The organism is Phocaeicola sartorii JCM 17136 = DSM 21941, from assembly GCF_054653615.1.
In genome coordinates this window covers 103,288-124,776 of sequence record NZ_BAAIFW010000005.1, presented here as the reverse complement: position 1 = coordinate 124,776, position 21,489 = coordinate 103,288, and the positions used below count along the sequence as shown (strand labels likewise).

The window sequence follows — 21,489 nt, the reverse complement described above, 5'->3', positions numbered from 1 at the left end:
AACGAAATGACATGAAACATAAATTTACCAAAATCATTCTTCTCACAGCAGTAGTTGCAGGCTTTACAGCTGCCTGCAACCCTGCCAGTGAGACTATTCCTACAGGCAAAAGATATGAATTCAATAACATACTGGATATAGCCTATACCCCCGATACACTGACACGTTGCCGGGGTTGGTTTACAGACGCAGGCTCCTGGATGGGATTCACACTCCCACAAAAAGAGGTTTGGGTAAACGGTTTCTGCGGCCCCTTCAGTCTGGATATGAACCGACGTCAATGGATGGCGCAATCGGCTGTCACCGTAGGGTACGCCAATCAGACAAATGCCGTATTCACCCCGGATTCCACCTGTTATTTTCCAGGCGAATTATACCTCTCGGCAAGTTCGGAAGAAGGCAAAATCATTCAACGCTTGAATTTTCTGGATGCTTCTACCGCACTGCTCCGCATTCACTCCGATGCCGGAAAAGAGCTTTCTTTTACGGCCAGCCAATGGGGGAAAGAAATCCAGGTACGGACTGACCAGAATACGGTCATCGCCCGTCATCCGTCCGGCGAGATTGTAGCACTGACTTTCACACCGGATGTAAGCGTAGAGAGTAGCGACAATAATTACCGGGCAAAGACCAATGGCAGTGAGCACGACACCTACGTAGCCATTTCTTTCTATACTGGAGAGAAAGAACTTTCCGCCGGATTACAAAAGGCGCAATTAGCGCTGAGCAATCCACAAGAAGAACTTAAAGCCAATAAAGAACGTTGGGAAGGTTATCTCAACAAGATTCTTCGCAAAGACATGAAGCCCGAATATGACCGTATTGCCGTAAAAGCCGTCGTAACACTCATCAGTAACTGGCGGACTCACCGTGGCGGATTGCTGCACGAAGGTATTGTTCCCAGCCATGCCGTATACTACTTCGTAGGTTTCTGGGCTTGGGACACTTGGCGATTCTCTGCCGCTTTGGCAAAATTCGATCCTGAACTGGCCAAGGACAACATCCGCGCCATGTTTGACTACCAACAACCGGACGGCATGATTATAGACTGCATTTATACCGATCCAGCCGAAAACAATGCACGCGACAGCAAACCCCCTCTCGTATCATGGGCTGTAGACGAAATATTCACTCACACCAATGATACGGCATTCATCAGCGAAATGTATCCCCAACTGATGGCATACTACAAATGGTGGTACAGCAAACGTGACCATAACCACAATGGCATGTGTGAATATGGTTCTACCGACGGCACATTGGAAGCGGCAGCCTGGGAAAGCGGTATGGATAATGCCATCCGTTTTGATGATACCAAAATGCTGAAAAACTCAGGAGCCGAAGATGCATGGAGCATGGATCAGGAGAGTGTTGACCTGAATGCCTATCTGGCTCTGGAATGCAAACTATTAAAGAAATTTGCAGGTATTCTGGGAGTTACTTTTGACGGTCCGGATTACGGCAGTCAAGTAGCCGACTATTTCTTTGACAAAGAGAAAGGCTTCTTCTTTGACCGCCGTTTAAAGGACGGAAGCTTTATACAAGAACCGGGATGCGAAGCATATACTCCGTTATGGACAGAGGTTGCCACTGCTGACCAAGTAAAAGCCATGCTGCCTTTACTGGCCGACACAGCCAAGTTCTCTACATACATCCCCTTCCCCACAGTAGCAGCAGACAACCCGAAGTACAATCCGCGTGGCTACTGGCGTGGCCCTATCTGGTTGGATCAGACTTATTTCGCTATCCGCGGTCTACGCAACTATGGCTATAACAAGATGGCAGATGAATATACCCTTCAGGTATTCGACCGGCTGCAAGGATTGAAAGAAGGTGCCCCGATACATGAAAACTATGGCACACATACCGGCGAGTTATTAAAAGCGCCTCATTTCAGCTGGAGTTCATCACATTTGCTGATGTTATATGATGATTATGGAAAATAAACTCTCTCTTTTTACCTTAATATAAATAATACCAAAGGGGGCTGCACTCGTGATGAATGCGGCCCCCTACTATACTGTTACAATTTAGAACATCCTGCTGACGCGCTCAATGCCGGCAGCCAGCACATCTATTTCCTCTTTGGTATTATATAAGCCGAAAGAAGCACGCACTGTTCCCTCAATCCCCATACGAATCATCAAAGGCTGTGCACAATGATGCCCGGTACGCACAGCAATGCCCAGGCGGTCAAGCAACGTACCCATATCCAAATGATGAATGTTTCCTACCAGGAAAGAAATGACACCACTTTTGTTACCGGCCTCTCCGAAGATACGCATCCCGTCTGTTTCTTTCAGACGCTGCATGGCATATCGGGTCAGTTCATGCTCGTGGGCGGCAATATTCTCCATACCAATGGCAGATACATAATCCAATGCCTTTGCCAAGGCAGTAGTTCCGATATAATCGGGAGTTCCCGCCTCGAATTTAAACGGCAATTCATTAAAAGTCGTTTTCTCGAAGCTGACACTTTGTATCATCTCTCCACCCCCCTGGTAAGGTGGAAGTTTATCCAGCCACTCTTCCTTTCCATAAAGCACCCCCACACCGGTAGGTCCATAGACCTTATGTCCACTGAAAGCAAAAAAGTCGGCATCCAAATCCTGAACATCCACTTTCATGTGAGGAACACTCTGCGCCCCGTCAATCAGAACGGGAACGCCGTGTGCATGGGCAGTCGCAACCATCTCTTTCGCCGGATTGACAGTGCCCAACACATTGCTTACATGAGCGAAACTTACCAGCTTGGTCCTTTCCGAGAAAAGTTTCTCGTATTCATCCAACAGTAATTCTCCTCTGTCATTCATGGGAATCACTTTCAGCACGATTCCTTTACGCGCAGCCTGTAACTGCCAAGGAACAATATTACTGTGATGTTCCATAACAGAAACGATCACTTCATCCCCCTCCTTCATCTGGCTGTCGGCAAAGGAGGAAGCCAACAAGTTGATACTCTCTGTCGTGCCCCGAGTAAACACAATCTCATTGCTACTGCGTGCATTGATAAAACGACGCACCGTCTCACGAGAAGCCTCATGTAACTCCGTAGCCTGTTGGGACAAAAAATGTACTCCACGATGCACATTCGCATTGACCGAATAGTATTCATCGGTTATGGCCTCAACCACACAACGCGGTTTCTGAGTGGTAGCTCCATTATCCAGATAAATAAGCGGCTTTCCATACACCTCCCGACCTAATATCGGAAAATCTTCTCTTATTTTTTGTATATCGTACATGGCGTCCTATTTACATATCGCACATCCCTGACATTTATTCAACTCACCACGGAAACGTTTTTCCACCAACAAATGCAAACGATCCTTTAATGCATCCAGACGGATCGTATCTATTACTTCATTAACAAAAGCAAACATAAGCAATAAACGTGCTTCCTTCAGACTGATACCACGTTGTTGCATATAAAACAACGCATTTTCATCCAACTGACCAACAGTAGCCCCATGAGAACACTTTACATCATCCGCATAAATTTCCAGTTGTGGCTGGGTGTACATGTGGGCATCACGAGTAGCACAAAGGTTACGGTTGGTTTGTTGGGAATTAGTATGTTGCGCCCCTTCACGTACCAGGACTTTTCCGGCAAACGCACCCACTGCCTGATCATCCAATACATATTTGAACAGCTCATTACTGATGCAATCGGAAACCTTGTGGTCAATGAAAGTATGATTGTCCACCTGTTCATTCTTATCGGCAATGACCATACCACACAGACTGATCTCGGCTCCACGTCCGGCCAAAGTTACTTCGGTTGTATTACGCGTAGTACCGTTATGCAAAGTCATGCCATTCAAAAGCACATTACTGTCTGCTTCCTGATTCACATAGAGGTTATTGAAACGCACTGTGCTAGTATGGGTTTCTTCCAGTTCATAAAGATCGAAAGTCGTATTTTCTTTCGCAAAGACCTCAATAACCTGAGTAGAAAGGAAATTCACATTATCCATGGCATGGTCGCAAATCAGCAGACGAGCCTGCGCACCTTCTTCCAGCACAACCAACACACGGCGGTTCACCATAAAATTAACATCGGCACGCAATATGTTCACCAGCTGAATGGGCTTTTCCACCACCACGCCTTTCGGCACATACAGCATAAAGCCGTCCTGGGCAAAAGCAGTATTGAAGGCGGTCACACCATCCTTGGAAGTATCTGCCAACTTACCATAATATTGCTTGACTAAATCCGGATATTGTTCAGACAGTTCTTTCAAGCTGCCAAGCAACACTCCTTCCGGCAATTGCGCCTTCGGCAAAGCTTTACGATAAAAAGCATCGTTTACTACAAAATAAAGAGCGGTACTCATATTAGGTACATCGCACTTGAACACTTCATACGGATTCACCGGAATGTCGAGTCTGTTCAAATTCAAACCATAATCCGGCTCGAACAACTTGCTTACATCCGTATATTTATACTTCTCCTGTTTGCGGGTAGGGAAACCTAACTTTTCGAAATCTGCGAAAGCTTGCGCACGGGGAGCGTTCAGCACCTCGGCACTATGCCGGCAAATCATCGCCTCACATTGAGAAAAGAGATCAATATATTGTTGTTCTGCTCTCATAATCACTTTCTTCTTTAGGCATCAAATTATTATTCTCCCAACTCGGCTTTTATCCAGTCGTAACCACGCTCCTCCAGTTCCAAAGCCAATTCGGGACCCGCAGTTTTCACAATACGTCCTTTATACAATACATGTACAATATCCGGTTTGATATAATCCAGCAAACGTTGATAGTGTGTAATGACGATACAACTTGTTTCGGGAGTCTTCAATTTGTTCACGCCCTCGGCTACAATACGCAACGCATCAATATCAAGACCGGAATCCGTTTCATCCAAAATGCTCAACTTAGGCTCCAGCATAGCCATCTGGAAAATTTCATTTCGTTTCTTCTCACCACCGCTGAACCCCTCGTTTACCGAACGGTTTGCCAATTTATTATCCAGCTCCACTACAGCCCGTTTCTCGCGCATCAGCTTCAAGAACTCACTGGCTGTTAACGCAGGAAGCCCTTTATATTTACGTTGCTCGTTTACCGCCGCACGCATAAAGTTCACCATACTGACTCCGGGAATCTCCACCGGATATTGGAAAGACAAAAACAGCCCCTCATGGCTACGATCCTCAGGACTCAAAGCCAACAAATCTTTTCCTTCAAAAGTCACTGAACCCTTCGTTACCTCAAAAGCCGGATTACCTACCAACACGGATGAAAGAGTACTTTTACCAGAACCATTAGGTCCCATAATGGCATGAACTTCACCCTTCTTTATGGTCAGATTGATACCTTTCAATATTTCTTTGCCATTGACACTGGCATGTAAGTCTTTTATCTCTAACATAATTCTATTAAATTCTTAGTTCTTCATTTATCCTACGCTTCCCTCTAAAGATATAGCCAGCAGTTTCTGTGCCTCCACCGCAAATTCCATCGGAAGTTTATTCAGTACTTCTTTTGCATACCCATTGACAATCAATCCGATAGCATCTTCTGTAGGAATACCGCGCTGATTGCAGTAGAACAGTTGGTCTTCGCTGATCTTGCTGGTTGTCGCCTCATGTTCCACCACAGCTGTCTCGTTATGGATATCCATATATGGGAATGTATGAGCACCGCACTGGCTTCCCAGCAACAGAGAGTCACACTGGCTGTAATTACGGGCATTGTCCGCTTTCTGAGCCACACGTACCAAACCACGATAGGAGTTCTGGCTCTTTCCGGCACTAATCCCTTTACTAACAATGGTACTACGGGTGTTTCTGCCCAAATGAATCATTTTAGTCCCCGTATCAGCCTGCTGATAGTTATTCGTTACTGCCACCGAATAGAATTCAGCAGTAGAATTATCTCCACTCAGGATGCAACTGGGATATTTCCAAGTAATGGCCGACCCGGTCTCCACCTGTGTCCAACTCAGTTTGCTGTCCACACCTTTGCAATGACCGCGTTTGGTCACAAAGTTATATACTCCTCCTTTGCCTTCGGCATCTCCCGGATACCAGTTCTGTACGGTAGAATATCTCACTTCCGCACGGTCGTGCACCACAATCTCCACTATGGCTGCATGTAATTGGTTCTCATCCCGCATAGGGGCCGTACATCCTTCCAGATAAGAAACATAACTATCATCATCCGCAACAATCAGTGTACGTTCAAACTGACCGGTATTGGCCGCATTGATACGGAAATAAGTGGAGAGTTCCATAGGACAACGCACTCCTTTCGGAATATATACAAACGATCCGTCACTGAACACCGCCGAGTTCAAGGCTGCAAAGAAATTATCCCGCGGCCCGACCACCGAACCCAGATACTTCTTCACCAAATCGGGGTGTTCACGCACCGCTTCACTGAACGAACAGAAAATGATTCCCTTTTCCAACAAGGTTTCTTTAAATGTAGTCTTGACGGAAACAGAATCCATGACAGCATCTACTGCCATACCGCTCAACGCCATTTGTTCCTCCAGGGGAATACCTAGTTTATTGAAAGTTTTAATCAGCTCCGGATCTACCTCATCCATACTTTTCGGCCCTTCTTTTTTCTTTGTAGGATCCGCATAATAGGATATAGCCTGATAATCTATTTCAGGAATAGTGAGGTGCGCCCATGCAGGCATCTCCATTGTCAACCAGTAGCGGTATGCTTTCAGGCGAAACTCCAGCAACCACTCCGGCTCGTTTTTCTTTGCAGAAATCAAGCGGATAACATCCTCGTTCAATCCCCGTTCTATAATATCTGTGTGAACTTCTGTGGTGAAGCCATACTTATACTTCTCCTGCGTCAGTTCTTTCACATATTTATTGGGTTCTTCTTGCATATTTATCTTATATTTCTATTAATTGTTCTGTTACATTCTTAAACACCGGAAAAAAGATGCCGGACAAGTCTCTCATAGGATAATATAACACTGATTCCTTCTTTTTTGTTGCACTGATCATCTCATCTTTCGGGTCTATATATTCTATCACATGAATAGCTAACCCTATCAGTATCATATACTTCAATGCCCCAAGTCCGCTGCCCAGCCAACGATTCAGCCACCCCAGATGCACAGCATCCAATGCTTTTGTCAACAAAGAGGCGACAAACGCAAAACCTAAAGGCACAGCCACCCAGATCAATATAAAAGCCAAAACCTGCGCAATGGTAGTCGATGTACCTAAAGCAGGTGCCAATCTTTCGGCAACTGTACCAAACAAAGCACGGGCAACCAGCAATCCGGCTATCAACCCTACAATAGATGCCATCTGCTTCACAAAGCCCTTCATCAATCCCATAATGACACCCATGCCAGTCACAGCCAGTATGATAATATCTATTGTTGTCATCTCTATCATTCTTATAAAAAGCAGTAATGTCATTCTGAACAAAGCGAAGAATCTGCCAGCCCACGCGCTGGGCGAGGTGCCAGATCCTTCGCTATGCTCAGGATGACATTACCATCTATATTCTCAGGCTTTATTACAAAGTCTGTTTAACCTCTACTTCTTCGTAAGCTTCAATAATATCACCTACCTTGATATCGTTACAGTTTGTCAGACTGATACCACATTCAAAATTAGTACCTACTTCCTTCACATCATCCTTGAAACGTTTCAATGCATTGATAGTACCGGTAAAGACCACAATACCATCACGAATCAAGCGTGCCTTATCAGAACGTTTTACCTTACCAGTCTTCACCATAGCACCGGCAACCAAACCAACCTTGGTAATATTGAAGACCTCACGCACTTCGATGGTTGCAGTAATCTGTTCCTTCAAAGTAGGTGCCAGCATACCTTCCATGGCAGCCTTCACTTCTTCTATCGCATCATAGATCACAGAATATTTGCGGATATCCACACCTTCCTGTTCAGCCAGTCGGCCGGCAGAGCTTGAAGGACGAACCTGGAAACCTACGATAATCGCATCTGATGCAGCGGCCAAGGTCACATCCGATTCGGAAATCTGACCGACACCTTTATGGATCACATTAACCTGTACCTGTTCTGTAGACAGTTTTATCAATGAGTCGCTCAACGCCTCAACAGAACCGTCCACGTCACCTTTAACAATCACATTCAATTCATGGAAGTCACCCAAAGCCAGACGACGGCCCACTTCATCCAATGTCAACAGCTTCTGAGTACGCAAGCCCTGTTCACGCTGTAACTGCTCACGCTTGTTAGCGATGTCACGAGCTTCCTGTTCCGTTTCAATTACATGGAAAGTATCACCTGCCGCAGGAGCGCCATTCAAACCAAGAATCAACACCGGTTCAGAAGGACCAGCCTCCTTAATGCGCTGGTTACGTTCGTTAAACATAGCTTTCACCTTACCGTATGAAGTACCCGCCAACACAATATCACCCATGCGGAGCGTACCGTTTGACACCAGGATCGTAGCTACATAACCACGTCCCTTATCCAAGGTGGACTCAATGATAGAACCAGTAGCCTTTCGATTGGGATTTGCCTTCAATTCCAGCATTTCTGCTTCCAGCAATACTTTTTCCAACAACTCATGTACCCCTGTACCTTTCTTGGCAGAGATATCTTGCGACTGATACTTACCTCCCCATTCTTCCACCAGGAAGTTCATGGCAGCCAGTTCTTCCTTTATCTTATCCGGATTGGCGTGCGGCTTATCCACTTTATTAATAGCAAAAACGATAGGTACACCGGCAGCCATAGCATGATTAATCGCTTCTTTGGTCTGTGGCATCACATTATCATCGGCTGCTACAATAATGATAGCAATATCCGTTACTTTCGCACCACGGGCACGCATGGCAGTAAATGCCTCGTGACCCGGTGTATCCAGGAATGTGATATGACGTCCGTCTTCCAGTTTCACATTGTAAGCACCGATATGCTGGGTGATACCACCCGCCTCACCAGCAATTACATTCGCTTTACGAATATAGTCCAGTAACGAAGTCTTACCATGGTCAACATGTCCCATTACTGTTACAATCGGAGCACGCGGCAGCAAGTCTTCCTCGTTATCCTCCTCTTCTGTAATGGCCTGCGCCACCTCAGCACTTACATATTCTGTCTTGTATCCGAATTCTTCTGCTACCAGATTGATTGTTTCGGCATCCAGACGCTGGTTAATAGAGACCATGATGCCAATACTCATACAAGTAGCGATAACCTGGGTAACAGGAATATCCATCATACTTGCCAACTCGTTCGCAGTAACGAACTCGGTCAGCTTCAATATTTTGCTGTCCTCCTGTTCCATCTCCTCCTGTTCCATCAGGCGGTTCTGCACATTCTCACGTTTCTCCTTACGATACTTGGCAGTCTTGTTCTTAGTCTTGTTAGTCAGACGCGCCAACGTTTCCTTAACCTGTTTTGCTACATCCTCATCACTAACTTCCGTTTTTACAACAGGTTTCTTGAAGCGGTCTTTATTAAATTTACCTCCACCTTGATTGTTATTATTAGGTTTGGAGTTATTGTTTCTATTCGGTCTGTTAGCATTATCGTTACGTTGGTTATTATTACCTCCAGCATTTGTTGTACCGGCAGCATTTATATCCACACGTTCCTTATTTATTCTATTACGCTTTTTCTTCTTGGCGGCATCGTCGTTGACCGAGTTTTTAGAAACCTTGTCATCTCCCTTACGGATTTCTTTGATAATAGCATCTTTCATCTGCTTACGCTGTTCCTGACGCTGTTTATCCTTCTCTTCTCTTTCTTTCCGTTTTTCTTCTTTCGATTTCTTTTTCGGACGAGTTGACTGATTCAATGCAGCCAAGTCAATCTGACCCACTACATTAATTTTCGATTTAAATTCAGTAGGACGAATTTTAAATACATCGTCTTCTTCTTTTTCCTGAACGGGTGTTGCTTCGGGTGTTTCTTTTTCCATCTCTTTCACCTGGGGTGTCTTTTCTTCCATCTTTTCAATTTTAGGCTCTTTCTTCTCTTCCTGAACAGGAGCCGGAGCGGGTTGAGGAGCCGGTTCCGGTCTCTTTTCCTCTACCACCACAGGCTTCGGTGTTTCCTTTTCGGGTTGCGGAGTTTCTTTCCTCTCAACCACTTTTTCCACCACGGGTTCCGCTTTCGGAGTTTGTTCAATAACTTTCGCCGCAGGTTCTGCAACCTTCGGCGCAGTTTTCTTGTTCAAATTGTCCAGATCTATTTTACCCACTTGCTTCAGTTTGGGTCGTGCCTCTTCAGGAATAACCGTTTTCACCACCTCCTCTTTCTCTTTCTTGGGTTCAAAACCTTCGATAGAGATAGAAGCCTTATTGCGGTCTTTGTTCTGTCTTTCCTGACTAAATTTTTCAGACTCTATTTTTAAATTTTTATCTGTGCTGAACTCTTTCACAAGTACAGCATATTGTTCTTCGGTAATTTTCGCATTAGGACTAGCCTCAATGGTATAGCCCTTTTTCTGCAAGAATTCAACTACCGTCGTTATTCCTACATTTAAATCTCTTGTTACTTTGTTCAGTCTAATCGTCATACTCGTTTTTTAATTATTAACTACGAGCCGGGACTGAAGAATTACTCTTCAAATTCAGCTCTTAAAACTCTCAACACGTCATCAACCGTGTTTTCTTCCAGGTCCGCTTTTTCTATCAACATCTCGCGTGGAGCATTCAATACAGCCTTAGCTGTATCCAATCCGATATTCTTGATGGCTGAGATAACCCACTCATCAATTTCATCCTTGAATTCATCAAGATAAATATCCTCATCCATCGCGCTCTCATCCAATTCGCGGTACACATCAATCGTATATTCGGTAAGCATACTGGCGAGTTTGATATTCATCCCCCCCTTACCGATTGCCAAAGACACTTCTTCCGGTTTCAGATACACTTCTGCTTTCTTCTCCTCTTCGTGCAACACGATAGAAGAAATCTTAGCCGGACTCAACGCACGCTGAATGAACAACTGAATATTAGAAGTATAATTAATCACGTCGATATTCTCATTACGCAGTTCGCGTACAATACCGTGAATACGTGATCCTTTCACACCTACGCAGGCACCTACCGGATCTATACGGTCGTCATACGACTCAACGGCTATCTTAGCACGTTCTCCGGGAATGCGCGCAATCTTCTTGATCGTGATCAACCCGTCATTGATTTCGGGCACTTCCATTTCAAACAGGCGTTGCAAGAACACAGGTGAAGTACGGCTCAGAATAATCTTCGGATTATTATTTTTATTATCCACACGGGCCACTACGGCACGGGCCGTTTCGCCTTTACGGTAGAAGTCACTCGGAATCTGCTCAGTCTTGGGCAAAAGCAATTCGTTACCTTCATCATCCAGCAGCAACATTTCTTTCTTCCATATCTGATAAACTTCCGCACTGATCACCGTACCCACCCTATCAATATATTTATTATACAAGCTATCTTTCTCCAGCTCTAAAATCTTTGATGCCAGTGTCTGACGCAAGTTCAGGATGGCACGACGGCCAAATTTGGCAAAGATCACTTCATCAGTCACTTCCTCACCTACCTCATAAGAAGCATCAATCTTCTGTGCCTCGGTCAATGAGATCTGCATGTTTGGATTCGTCAAATCCTCATCTGCTACAACTTCACGGTTACGCCATATTTCGAAATCTCCTTTGTCAGGATTCACAATAACGTCGTAATTTTCATCAGTGCCAAACATTTTCGCGATCACACTACGGAAAGATTCTTCGAGAACGCTTACCATAGTTGTTCTATCAATATTCTTTAATTCCTTAAATTCCGAAAATGTATCAATCAAGCTGATTGTTTCCTCTTTTTTGGCCATAATTATTTAAAACTAATTAAGTATTTAGTGTATTTTATCTCATCATACGCAAAAGTAACATCCTCTTCCACCAGCTTGGGACGTTTAGCTCCCTCCGGTTTCACTTTCTTTTCAATAGTCACGGTAAAGTTCTCTTCATTCGCATCCTTCAATACACCTTCCAGTTTCTTTCCCTCTTTAGTCAGGATTTCCACCTCCTTACCAATGTGTATCAAATACTGTTGCAACACCTTGAAAGGTTGTCCTATACCGGCCGATCCCACCTCCAGTTCATAATCCTCCTCTTCACGGTCCAGTTTAGACTCAATGTAGCGGCTAAGTTCTACACAATCGTCAATCCATACTCCTTCGGCATGGTCTATTTCTACCACAATTTTGTCTTCCGGACTCACAGCGACATCTACCAAAAAGTAATCTTTACCTTCCAGCCACTCGTCAACAATCCGGGTTACTACATTTTTATCTATCATTTATCCACTATTAAGAACAAAAAAAGGGCTTAATCAAGCCCCACCATTCATCCATTTCGGTGCAAAGATACAAATTATCTATCAGTGCTACAAAATATTCTATTAAAATTTTGTAGTTTTGCAGAAACTTATAACGCTATGGGTAAAAACAGTTTAAATACGAACAAGCAATTCATGATAGGTAACGGCATGCTGGCTTTTGGAGTCTTCGCCGTCATCATCATTTTTTTGTATATGTCCTTCCGTTTCCAACGCAAAGCGGACCGGGTGCAGACTTATGAAGGAGTCTATAACATAGAGCTGACCAACAGTTTTGCCGGAGACAGCATAGCGGTGTATCTAAACGACAGCCTGCTGCTGGACCAGACCATGCCCGACGCCAACCTGAAAGTGGAAATAAAACGTTTTGCCGAAGATAATGTACTGATGGTCGTAGATAACAAAACAGACAAGACCACACCTTTCAACCTGAATCCGGAAGGCAGCCGGGTAGAAGTTAAGAAGAGTGGTGATGTGATTTATATTTTGGAAAGAGAAGCCGATTCCCTTTTGGAATAAAGGGAAACAGCGACAAAGCCGATCAATACGATAAAGACACCTACCAGAGCCGGATACCGATAACCCAATCCGGCATCTATAGGTAGCCCACCGGCATAGGCACCAATGGCATTACCCAAATTAAAAGCGACTTGTACACAGGCAGCCCCCATCATTTCCCCTCCACGCGAATTACGGAGCAACAATAATTGCTGTGGAGCCGAAACGGCAAATAATCCTGCCGTACATATACACATCAATATCACTGCCAGCCACGAAACAGAAGCGGCAAAGAAAATAGCGAGCAAACCGGAAGCCATAATAATTTGTGTATATTTTACCACACGGGCAGCCCCATACTGATCAGAAAACTTTCCCCCCATCAGGTTCCCTACAGTCATACTAAGACCTGCCAATACCATAATAAAAGTCATGCTGTTTTCACTGAAACCCGCCACGTGCGTCATCAAAGGAGTGACATAGCTATACCAACAAAAGATGCCTCCGTTCCCGAACATGGTCGTAATTATCAGCAACCATGGAGCCAGATTCTTCAAAAAACGGAACTGCCCTTTCAAACCTGTATCCGGCAAAGCAGCCAGTGAAGGAACCCATTTCCAAATATAGAACAAGGTGATCAATCCCCATACCCCATTAAAGAGAAAAGGAATACGCCAGGACATTATATTACTCATGAACGTGCCCAAAGGGACACCAAAAAGATTGGCAATTGTCATACCCGAGACCATCAATGCCACCGCCTGCGAACTCTTTCCTTTATCCGCCACTCTTTCCGCAACGATAGAACCGACCCCAAAGAAGGCACCATGGGGCAATCCGGAAATAAAACGCATCATCAACATCATCCAATAATTCACCGAGGCGGCAGCACACAGGTTGCCACAAATATAAATAACCATCAAGCCTAACAGAATATGTTTTAGCGGACGGGTACGCGCCACCAAAACCATCCCCGGTGCTCCTACGCACACACCTAATGCGTATGCCGAAATAAAATGTCCTGCTTGCGGAATACTTATATGTAAATCCTTCGCCACATCGGGCAAAATGCCCATCATTACAAACTCGGCAATACCCAGCCCCAATGTGCCGAATGCCAAAGCCGTCAAACTCTTCTTCATACCTGAATAAAAACAATCCATTAATTAAAAAACGTGCAAAAGTAATGGTTATGTTTTCAGGTATAAGTGTTTTTAGCACACTTTGTGCTAAAAAGAGATGATTACTTGCTTTATGTCAATGTAATGTTGCCACATGCAAAGGGTATCAAGCATTTTGTCTTCAAAACACAAACAAACTTTCCAACAAGAACAGACCTACCAAGTCAACAAAAAAACGCACATTTCCACACGTACATACGCATGGGCCTTTACATACGTATGTGTGATTCTATACGGGCGTATGCGCAGGCCTACACGGACGTATGTGGTTTCCTGCGTGACCTGACGCATGAAATCCCACACGTCCGGCCAAAGAACAGGATGTTTTTTTTAAACATCAAGGGCTTTAAAATAAAGATAACGGCCTTTTAAAAAAAGAACAAGAGCTTTTTAGAAAAGACCACGGGCTTTCTCAAAAACGTCTTGATCTTTTTTACCACTGGCGGAATCCGCTAATATCCCGTGACAGTACAAACTATTCATGCACACTTTTTGCGAGAGAAAAGCCTGCAAAACGCCCTACTTTGTATCAGACCGGAACAGCCTGTGTAAAAAAGGATATATGGCTGACGACAAACATGTTATACGGAAATATGCTTCAAAACGCAGTGAGGGCATGGGAAATAAGTGAGGGCATAAGTGAGAGCAATATTTTTTACCATCATCACATAAGTCGTTTATAATAAACCTGTTACACGAAAAGTGAGGGCATGAGGGCATAAACATCCCGAACCTCCTGGTGAAAAGGACTTATACTACAGGGTACTTCCGGATATGCCTCACACTTCCTCCATCCTTACCAGCTCCCAACCGCAGAACTGCATCACGATGCAATGAAGACGAGTGCCGCTGCACAGCTGCCGCACCTTCTCACCCTTGGCATAGCCGTGAATCTGCTCCACCGCAGCATCCCACTGGGATGCAGACTGGGCATCGAATTTATCTTTCGGAAGGTATTTCAATTCCAGAATGTAACTATGCTCTATCTCGGAATAGCGTTGCAGGTCAGGCATCAGGAACATATCGCAGAAGCCGTGGTTCAACTCCACCTCGGGCATAGTCAAGTAATAGGCATTGATGCTCAGGTAGGCGGTGAAAAAACCTTGGATATTCCTCTCCCCCTCTATGCTGCTGCGGACGGAGGAATTGTTCTTATAGGCACAGGCTATAAAGTCCAGAGCCGAATGCCAGTCACCATCAAAAGCCATTCCGTCAAAAAGGTCTTTCAGACTATTCAAGTTAAGGTTGTCCCCGGTCTGGAAGTCTTCCAACAAATATTCATAATATTGCTTGCGGACATTATTGTTGGGAATCCCCAGTATTACCCGGTCTCCACGAACCCCAACAATGGTAAGCATACCGTAATAGAACAGCAGACTGGGGAATATCTCGGGTTTGGTAAGCTGGTCGGCAGAGAATGAGAGATAAAGATTGGTCAGTATCTTCCCTTCCTCGGTAATCTTGCGGAGCACCCCCTTGCGGTTGCCATCCAAACGGTCCAGCTGAATCAGCCTCTTCATCTTGCTGTAGTCCGTCTTGGTATTAGGGTCAATCATCTGCTTAGGAGATTCTCCTGACTGAACACGGTTACGAAGGTAGTAAAGCACCATGTCACAATTGAACATCTTTGGATCACACTTCAAACTTTCTTCAGCAAAGCAATAGTTGTCATACCAAGGCTTCATTTCCTGAATCATCGCCTCCACATCGCCTTCCAGCTGTCCCGCTTCTTGATAGTAACGCATCATGGCACGCACATCCTCCTCCGAGAAACCCAACATGCCGTTGAAAAGCGGGTTCGTGCTGATGTTCCAGCCGATATTGAAGCCGCTGGTCAGATCGTCCAAGGTAACAGGGCTGACACCCGTCATGAAAATACGGTCGAACATGCCCTTGTAATTCTTGAAGGCATCCCGATAGAAACCGCTGGCATGTGTGATGGCATGATAAATCTCGTTGCCCTGCTCATTCAAGACCACATTCGTAAAGTTGTCATACTCGTCTATGATAAGGTAAAGGGGATAGCCCAGGCGGCGGGCTTCGGCATCCAGCATGTGCAACTTGTCAAGAGCCTTTCCGGCAGAACGGAACCCCACGATGAACTCATCACTGTAGTATGCCTGATAGCGGTCCAGGAAGCTATTTAATTGCACCGCACTGTAAGCATCAAAATTCCGGGAAAGCTCGTCCACCCCTCCCCCTATTTTCGAGAAATCCAGATAGAGCATCTGGTATTTCCCTTGCAAGGGTGTGGGATGCTTTCCTATCCATAAATCACCGAACAGCTTTTGAAAGTCATCTTTTTGGGAAAGGTCATAATAGCTGCGGAGCATATCCAGAAAAAGGCTCTTGCCGAAACGACGGGGACGGATAAAAATCAGGTAATGAGGCTGGTCTTCCAACATGGACAGATACATAGTCTTGTCCACATAATAACAGTTCTGTCTCATCACGTCCGCAAAATTGGACATTCCGTAAGGCATGCTTTTTATCGCTTCCATAAGCTATCTTCTTTTTTGAGTTTAAACAACCGACAGACAAAGATAGTTGTTTAAAATGAATATAACGAAAGGAAAGGAAAAAATAAAGTTGCTTTGATGCATGGTTCAAAGCAACTTTCATAAAAGCCGGAACGCATGAAAACATTCCTTATTTTTTCTCTTCTTCAGCAGAAGACAGTGGCGTACTGTTCTCTTTATAAGCAGCAAATCCTTTCACCTTTGTCCGTTCCTGATTCGCACTTTCCGAAGCGGCGCTACCCAATTGCTGCAAATTTTGCTTGATAGCATCGTGGGTAACAAAGAAATGATCGAGCATCGCTTTCAGGTATTCGTCCAGCTGACCTTCTTTGGGAGTAAAGACCGTATGGCATTTGGAATGAAGCCCCACGTTCTTCTCATCCTCATCCGCCGTAAAGACAGTGGTCACCAAAGAATCCACATTGACCAGATTGACAATCTCTTTTAAGTAAGGTAAAGCCGGATTATCCATACTGATAGACGCCCACCATGGATTCCATATCATGATGAACCGGGCCTCATCCTCCACCGCAATATAAAAGTCATCGCCTTGATATTTAAAGACGATATGTCCTTCTTCATTGGTTTCCGGCTGACAACCTATCTTTTTGAGCACAGCCATAACCAGCTCTTCCGTGCCGATATCCTCCAGTTCTTCTTTAGTCATACGCTCCAGACGGGCTCTACGTTTTTTGCGTTCATGGCGAATACGAAGGACTAAAAAGGCAAGCGGCCATAATGCCAATGCTATAACAGCGATGAGAATGGTGAGGTCGGTCATATCTGTTTGCTATTTAAGGGTTCAACATCAAGATACAGATAGTTGCTACACTATGCTAAACAAATATAGCAATTATAATCTTAAAAACATCTATCTCCATCGATTTATTTCAAATGTTTCTTTATCCAAAGCAAATGCCCGTATTCTGTATCATCAGAAGTCCAGTGCTCATTGACCGGAGTAATCAACGCCTCTTTCGGACAGTTCAATACATTATAGACAATGTAACTGGTAGTAGGCGGACAAGTATTGTCATTAAATCCCCATGTCATATAAACAGGAACGGTAATCTGCCTGGCAAAATTCACCACATCATAATATGCAAGAGTCTTTATCTTGGCAGGTGTATCCATATCTACCGTGTTCTTGAAAAGATGAGGATATCCCCCGGCACGGCCGGCTTTGTAACCTGCCATATCACTTAAAGCAGGATGGTTTGCCACACATGCCGTAACACGCTTGTCAAGTCCTGCCGTTATCAAAGCCAAAGCTCCCCCTTGGCTTCCCCCCTGCACAATAACATTCTTGCCATCCCATTCAGGCAATGAAGTCAGCAAATCGATGCTGCGGACACAAGCCAGATAAACCCGTTTCATATAATAATTCTCGCGACTATCCAGACCATTTACCAAGTAACCGTTCTCCCGGCTGCTGAAAGCGCGGCTTATCTCGCCGAAAGTGTCCTCATCCAGTTCCGGATTCAATCCGTGTATTTCTATCTCAAAGCGGATACAGCCCTCTTCCGCATAATATTTATGCCGCATAGGCCCTTTGATCGTCTTGATGCCGGCTCCCGGAGGACACAGTACTACCGGATACTTTCCTTCCGCCTTAGGATAGAACAGATAACCATAAATACACTGGTTCTGCTTATTCAGCTGAAGTCTGATCAAGTAACAGTCTATCTTGTCCGTAGAATATTTCTCTACGTACTCTTTGGTATAAGTCAGAGGGAACTGAGCTGCTTCCACCTTAGTCTTATTCCAGAATTCATTAAAATCAGAAGGCAACTGGGTATAAGGTTGAAGCTTCTCGGGAGAGAAACCGACTTTGATATGATGGGAATAAGTTTTGTCTCCTACCTTAGCCGTCAGACGGCAATCACGGAAACCGGGATCTTTCATTGTCCCCATAGAAATAACCGCTTTCCCATTTTTCAGTCTTACAGTCCCCTTGGCATCCGAAGGCATCATGTCACCTCCTAGTTCGTATGAAACCTCCACACCATCTTGTGGAATACCATATTTATAGAACTGAACCTCGATATTCGCTTTCTCGCCTGTCTTGTACAACCAGTCGGCATGATCGGGCACAGTCACCCAAAGCACATCACTCCGATAAGGATAATTTTCGGCCGCTGCTGAAAGAACAAACAGAACAGCCCCAATAAGCATACTTAAAAATCTGTTTTTCATTGTAATTCTATTTAGTGGTTCTAAAAATCAGTATCAAATTTACGCAACTCCGCACGCAAGGCATGAGCCCTTCCTCCTGTCATACTATCCAGCAGTTCCCAAAAACGAGGGCCGTGATTCATCTCCTTGGTATGAGACAGTTCGTGCAGCAGTACGTAGTCCATTAAATGAGGAGGCAGCAACATCAAGTAACAGGAAAGATTAATACTGCCCGCCCCCGAGCAGCTTCCCCATCTTCCCTTGCTGCCGGTAATCTTCACACGTTTAAATGGCAGATGATACTGTTCGGACAAAGAGGATAAAAGAGGAGGCAGATATTCTTGTGCATTTTTCTTCATGGCACGGATGATGGCATTGCGCACCAGTCTTTGTACTTCGGGCAAAGAAAAATCCACATTCCGCGGACAGATAATCTTGACACCCTCCTCGGTAAAACGTACGGAAAAGCAAGTAAAGTTACCCTGTTCCAACCATAAACGGAAGCAGGGAGTATGAATACGGAAGTTCAGGTCGATCGGCTTTTTGCCCACCCTTTTCCAATCCTCCAACAGGCGTTGCCTGTATTGCTCCACCACCTCCAGCACCTTGCTGCTCAAGCTGTAAGGAGGAACAGTAACATGTAGTCCGTCGGGCTTCACCCGCATAGTGACATTACGTGCCAGCTTGTGTGTACGAACCACAATACGATCAAAATCTTTATCCGGAAGTACTCTCTTAGTTGCCATACGGATACAAAGATACAGCTTTCCAATAAAAAAATGCAGAGATTTGCAACTTTCCAAAAATCTCCACCGTCTAATTAACAGAAACCGATTAAAAATACATATTATCATGAGAACAAAAAACATTTATTTTTTCAGTCTTCTGCTGGCAATCACAATGACGACAGGCTGTATCCATGTATCATCAGGCCCGAAGCCCAGCAAGAATAAAATTACCAAAAAATATAGCGTAACTCCTTTCAACAAGATAGAGAACAGAGCACCTGCCAACATTGTCTTTACCCAAGGGAATGTGGCCAAAGTAGAAGCCGACGGTCCGGATAATTATATTTCACAGCTCATCGTCATGGTCAAAGACAGTACGCTGAGCATCAGTATGGATAAAGACAAATTCAAAAACTTCAAGAGTTCAAAAATCAATATTTCAATTACCAGTCCGGACTTATGCAGTATCAAGCAGAGAGGGGTAGGAAGCATTTACCTGAAAGACAGTGTGAGAGTAAGGGATCTTTCTATCAATGCGGAAGGCGTGGGGAGTATTGAAGCAAATGCATTAATGGCACGTACCATCAAAGTATCTCAGGACGGAGTGGGAAGTGTCAATTTAAAGGGACAGGCCGGCCATGCGACCTATTATCTGGAAGGAGTAGGCAGTCTGAAAGCGAAAGACATGATTGTTTCTGATGTCATAGTTGAACAAAACGGTGTGGGAAGTGTTTCCTGTTATGCATCCGGGACGATAAATATCAGTGCCCAGGGAGTAGGAAGTGTGAACTACTACGGTGCCCCCCGGGTTACCGGACTAAAGAAATCCGGAGTCGGAAGCGTTAAGAGCAAATAACTCATTTCATAACTCTCTCTTTACATTAGATTATCTACCAAGCAAAAAAGGATTACTGCTCACGCGGTAATCCTTTTTTAATTATTTAGTTAGTTAATTTAAAATTTGAGAGAATTGAAACTTCACAGCCTCGAATTAAAAAGTTGTTTTAATAAGCACTAACTATCATATTTATATAAAAGCAAATGAAAATGTTTTAGTTTGTTTTCCCTGCACCGGTATCATCAACGGTAATCTTTGCCACCGTATCTGTAGACAATACAGGTTCGTATGCCACTTGGGGATCGGTCGTAGAATCCTGATACTCATCGTGTACCGACACCGCATCACTATCACCACCTTCCACAGCGTGTTGCACCACTGTACCCATGAGAAACAATACGGCAATCATTGCAGCCGCTTTAAACAGAGGCATAAAGCGTGTACGCATAGTGAGGCGTTGCGCTTTTACCACCGGTCTTTCTATCCGGGCCAGGATTCTGGCATCAAAATCATCGCCCAAGCCTTTCTCCCTCTCCACATCCTGATAAGCAAACAGCTGCTTATAACGGAGTAAATGAGCAGGCACTTCTTTCTGACGAAAGAATGAACGTAATATTTGCTCTTCTTCCAATGAAGTTTCGCAATTCCAGTAACGTTCCAAAAGCTGTTCAATATATTTATAATCCATAATCCTCTATTTCAGTGTATCTTTGTTTTATCTTCTGCCGGGCACGGAATAGGGTTATCTTCACCTGTTCTTCCGTAATCTGCAAAATGTCCGCAATCTCTTTATAACTCTTTCCTTCGACATCCCTCAGTTGCATGATTGTACGCTGCCTTTCGGGAAGTTCATTGACCAGACGGTGAACCAACTGTATTTGTTCGTCCTGCTCCAGCTGATCGTAAGGTGTCAATGTATCAGGCATTTCACGCACCTCGGGGGTCAGCTCCAGATTTTGGGCCTCCATCTTCTGGCTGCGGTCAATCGCCAGGTTACGGGCAACGGTCAGGCAATATGCCTCGATGGATTCAAACTGCGGCCATTCATCCCGCTTGTTCCATACTCTGATCATCGTATCCTGCACCACATCCTCCGCTTCAGCGCTATTCAGCGTAATACGAAGCGCCAACCTGTAGAGTTTGTCCTTCAGGGGCAGAATGTCGTTCCGGAAACTGATCTCTCGCATTGCTCTGTAATAATGACGGGTGAGTCACACTAAAGTTACACCCACCCGCCTGT

General features: G+C 44.7%; 18 protein-coding genes. 3 read left to right on the top strand and 15 right to left on the bottom strand.

Going from position 1 to position 21,489, the window contains the following annotated elements:
- Nucleotides 1–11: 11 nt before the first annotated feature.
- Nucleotides 12–1,946, top strand: a complete 1,935-nt coding sequence (locus ACYQ0C_RS00660; RefSeq protein ID WP_025076805.1) for an MGH1-like glycoside hydrolase domain-containing protein — start codon at nucleotides 12–14, stop codon at nucleotides 1,944–1,946.
- A gap of 84 nt (nucleotides 1,947–2,030) precedes the next feature.
- Here ACYQ0C_RS00660 and ACYQ0C_RS00655 read toward each other — a convergent pair whose 3' ends face one another.
- The 8 genes from ACYQ0C_RS00655 to rimP form a co-directional block, all read right to left on the bottom strand.
- A complete protein-coding gene (locus ACYQ0C_RS00655; RefSeq protein WP_016275150.1) occupies nucleotides 2,031–3,245 on the bottom strand; it encodes an aminotransferase class V-fold PLP-dependent enzyme in 1,215 nt (404 codons plus the stop codon).
- A gap of 6 nt (nucleotides 3,246–3,251) precedes the next feature.
- Nucleotides 3,252–4,595, bottom strand: a complete 1,344-nt coding sequence (gene sufD, locus ACYQ0C_RS00650; protein WP_016275149.1) for a Fe-S cluster assembly protein SufD — start codon at nucleotides 4,593–4,595, stop codon at nucleotides 3,252–3,254.
- A 29-nt stretch (nucleotides 4,596–4,624) separates the two neighbouring features.
- The gene (sufC, locus tag ACYQ0C_RS00645; RefSeq protein ID WP_016275148.1) at nucleotides 4,625–5,377 is read right to left on the bottom strand and encodes a Fe-S cluster assembly ATPase SufC; all 753 of its coding nucleotides are present in this window, start codon (nucleotides 5,375–5,377) and stop codon (nucleotides 4,625–4,627) included.
- A 27-nt stretch (nucleotides 5,378–5,404) separates the two neighbouring features.
- Complete coding sequence (gene sufB, locus ACYQ0C_RS00640; protein WP_025076804.1) at nucleotides 5,405–6,856, bottom strand: Fe-S cluster assembly protein SufB; 1,452 nt, start codon at nucleotides 6,854–6,856, stop codon at nucleotides 5,405–5,407.
- Between the two features lie 7 nt (nucleotides 6,857–6,863).
- Nucleotides 6,864–7,367, bottom strand: a complete 504-nt coding sequence (locus ACYQ0C_RS00635; RefSeq protein ID WP_016275147.1) for a CvpA family protein — start codon at nucleotides 7,365–7,367, stop codon at nucleotides 6,864–6,866.
- Between the two features lie 133 nt (nucleotides 7,368–7,500).
- Nucleotides 7,501–10,503: a translation initiation factor IF-2 gene (gene infB / locus ACYQ0C_RS00630; RefSeq protein ID WP_016275146.1), complete on the bottom strand. Its 3,003-nt coding sequence runs from the start codon at nucleotides 10,501–10,503 to the stop codon at nucleotides 7,501–7,503.
- Nucleotides 10,504–10,544: 41 nt separating this feature from the next.
- Nucleotides 10,545–11,801, bottom strand: a complete 1,257-nt coding sequence (gene nusA, locus ACYQ0C_RS00625; protein WP_016275145.1) for a transcription termination factor NusA — start codon at nucleotides 11,799–11,801, stop codon at nucleotides 10,545–10,547.
- 2 nt (nucleotides 11,802–11,803) lie between these two features.
- Nucleotides 11,804–12,271, bottom strand: a complete 468-nt coding sequence (gene rimP, locus ACYQ0C_RS00620) for a ribosome assembly cofactor RimP (RefSeq protein WP_016275144.1) — start codon at nucleotides 12,269–12,271, stop codon at nucleotides 11,804–11,806.
- A gap of 138 nt (nucleotides 12,272–12,409) precedes the next feature.
- On the opposite strand from rimP, the gene ACYQ0C_RS00615 reads away from it, so the two are divergent.
- Nucleotides 12,410–12,829: a hypothetical protein gene (locus tag ACYQ0C_RS00615; RefSeq protein ID WP_016275143.1), complete on the top strand. Its 420-nt coding sequence runs from the start codon at nucleotides 12,410–12,412 to the stop codon at nucleotides 12,827–12,829.
- On the opposite strand, the gene araJ is transcribed toward ACYQ0C_RS00615, so the two are convergent.
- From araJ to ACYQ0C_RS00590, 5 genes are all read right to left on the bottom strand, one after another.
- Complete coding sequence (gene araJ, locus ACYQ0C_RS00610) at nucleotides 12,790–13,950, bottom strand: MFS transporter AraJ (RefSeq protein WP_032941426.1); 1,161 nt, start codon at nucleotides 13,948–13,950, stop codon at nucleotides 12,790–12,792. The two genes, ACYQ0C_RS00615 and araJ, sit on opposite strands and share 40 nt — an antisense overlap.
- 818 nt (nucleotides 13,951–14,768) lie before the next feature.
- The gene (locus tag ACYQ0C_RS00605; protein WP_016275141.1) at nucleotides 14,769–16,490 is read right to left on the bottom strand and encodes an ATP-binding protein; all 1,722 of its coding nucleotides are present in this window, start codon (nucleotides 16,488–16,490) and stop codon (nucleotides 14,769–14,771) included.
- Nucleotides 16,491–16,638: 148 nt separating this feature from the next.
- On the bottom strand, nucleotides 16,639–17,289 hold the full coding sequence (locus ACYQ0C_RS00600; RefSeq protein ID WP_016275140.1) for a YbjN domain-containing protein: 651 nt from the start codon (nucleotides 17,287–17,289) through the stop codon (nucleotides 16,639–16,641).
- A 104-nt stretch (nucleotides 17,290–17,393) separates the two neighbouring features.
- On the bottom strand, nucleotides 17,394–18,704 hold the full coding sequence (locus ACYQ0C_RS00595; protein WP_016275139.1) for an acetylxylan esterase: 1,311 nt from the start codon (nucleotides 18,702–18,704) through the stop codon (nucleotides 17,394–17,396).
- Nucleotides 18,705–18,724: 20 nt separating this feature from the next.
- On the bottom strand, nucleotides 18,725–19,429 hold the full coding sequence (locus ACYQ0C_RS00590; RefSeq protein ID WP_016275138.1) for a M48 family metallopeptidase: 705 nt from the start codon (nucleotides 19,427–19,429) through the stop codon (nucleotides 18,725–18,727).
- A 106-nt stretch (nucleotides 19,430–19,535) separates the two neighbouring features.
- On the opposite strand from ACYQ0C_RS00590, the gene ACYQ0C_RS00585 reads away from it, so the two are divergent.
- Nucleotides 19,536–20,267 carry a head GIN domain-containing protein gene (locus ACYQ0C_RS00585; RefSeq protein WP_016275137.1) on the top strand — a complete coding sequence of 244 codons (732 nt, stop codon included), beginning with the start codon at nucleotides 19,536–19,538 and terminating at the stop codon, nucleotides 20,265–20,267.
- 196 nt (nucleotides 20,268–20,463) lie between these two features.
- Here the strand turns inward: ACYQ0C_RS00585 and ACYQ0C_RS00580 are convergent, their stop codons facing one another.
- Nucleotides 20,464–20,937: a hypothetical protein gene (locus ACYQ0C_RS00580; RefSeq protein ID WP_016275136.1), complete on the bottom strand. Its 474-nt coding sequence runs from the start codon at nucleotides 20,935–20,937 to the stop codon at nucleotides 20,464–20,466.
- Nucleotides 20,927–21,436, bottom strand: coding sequence for an RNA polymerase sigma factor (locus ACYQ0C_RS00575; RefSeq protein ID WP_016275135.1), 510 nt, complete (start codon nucleotides 21,434–21,436; stop codon nucleotides 20,927–20,929). The genes ACYQ0C_RS00580 and ACYQ0C_RS00575 overlap by 11 nt, the downstream gene beginning before the upstream one ends.
- Nucleotides 21,437–21,489: the final 53 nt, after the last annotated feature.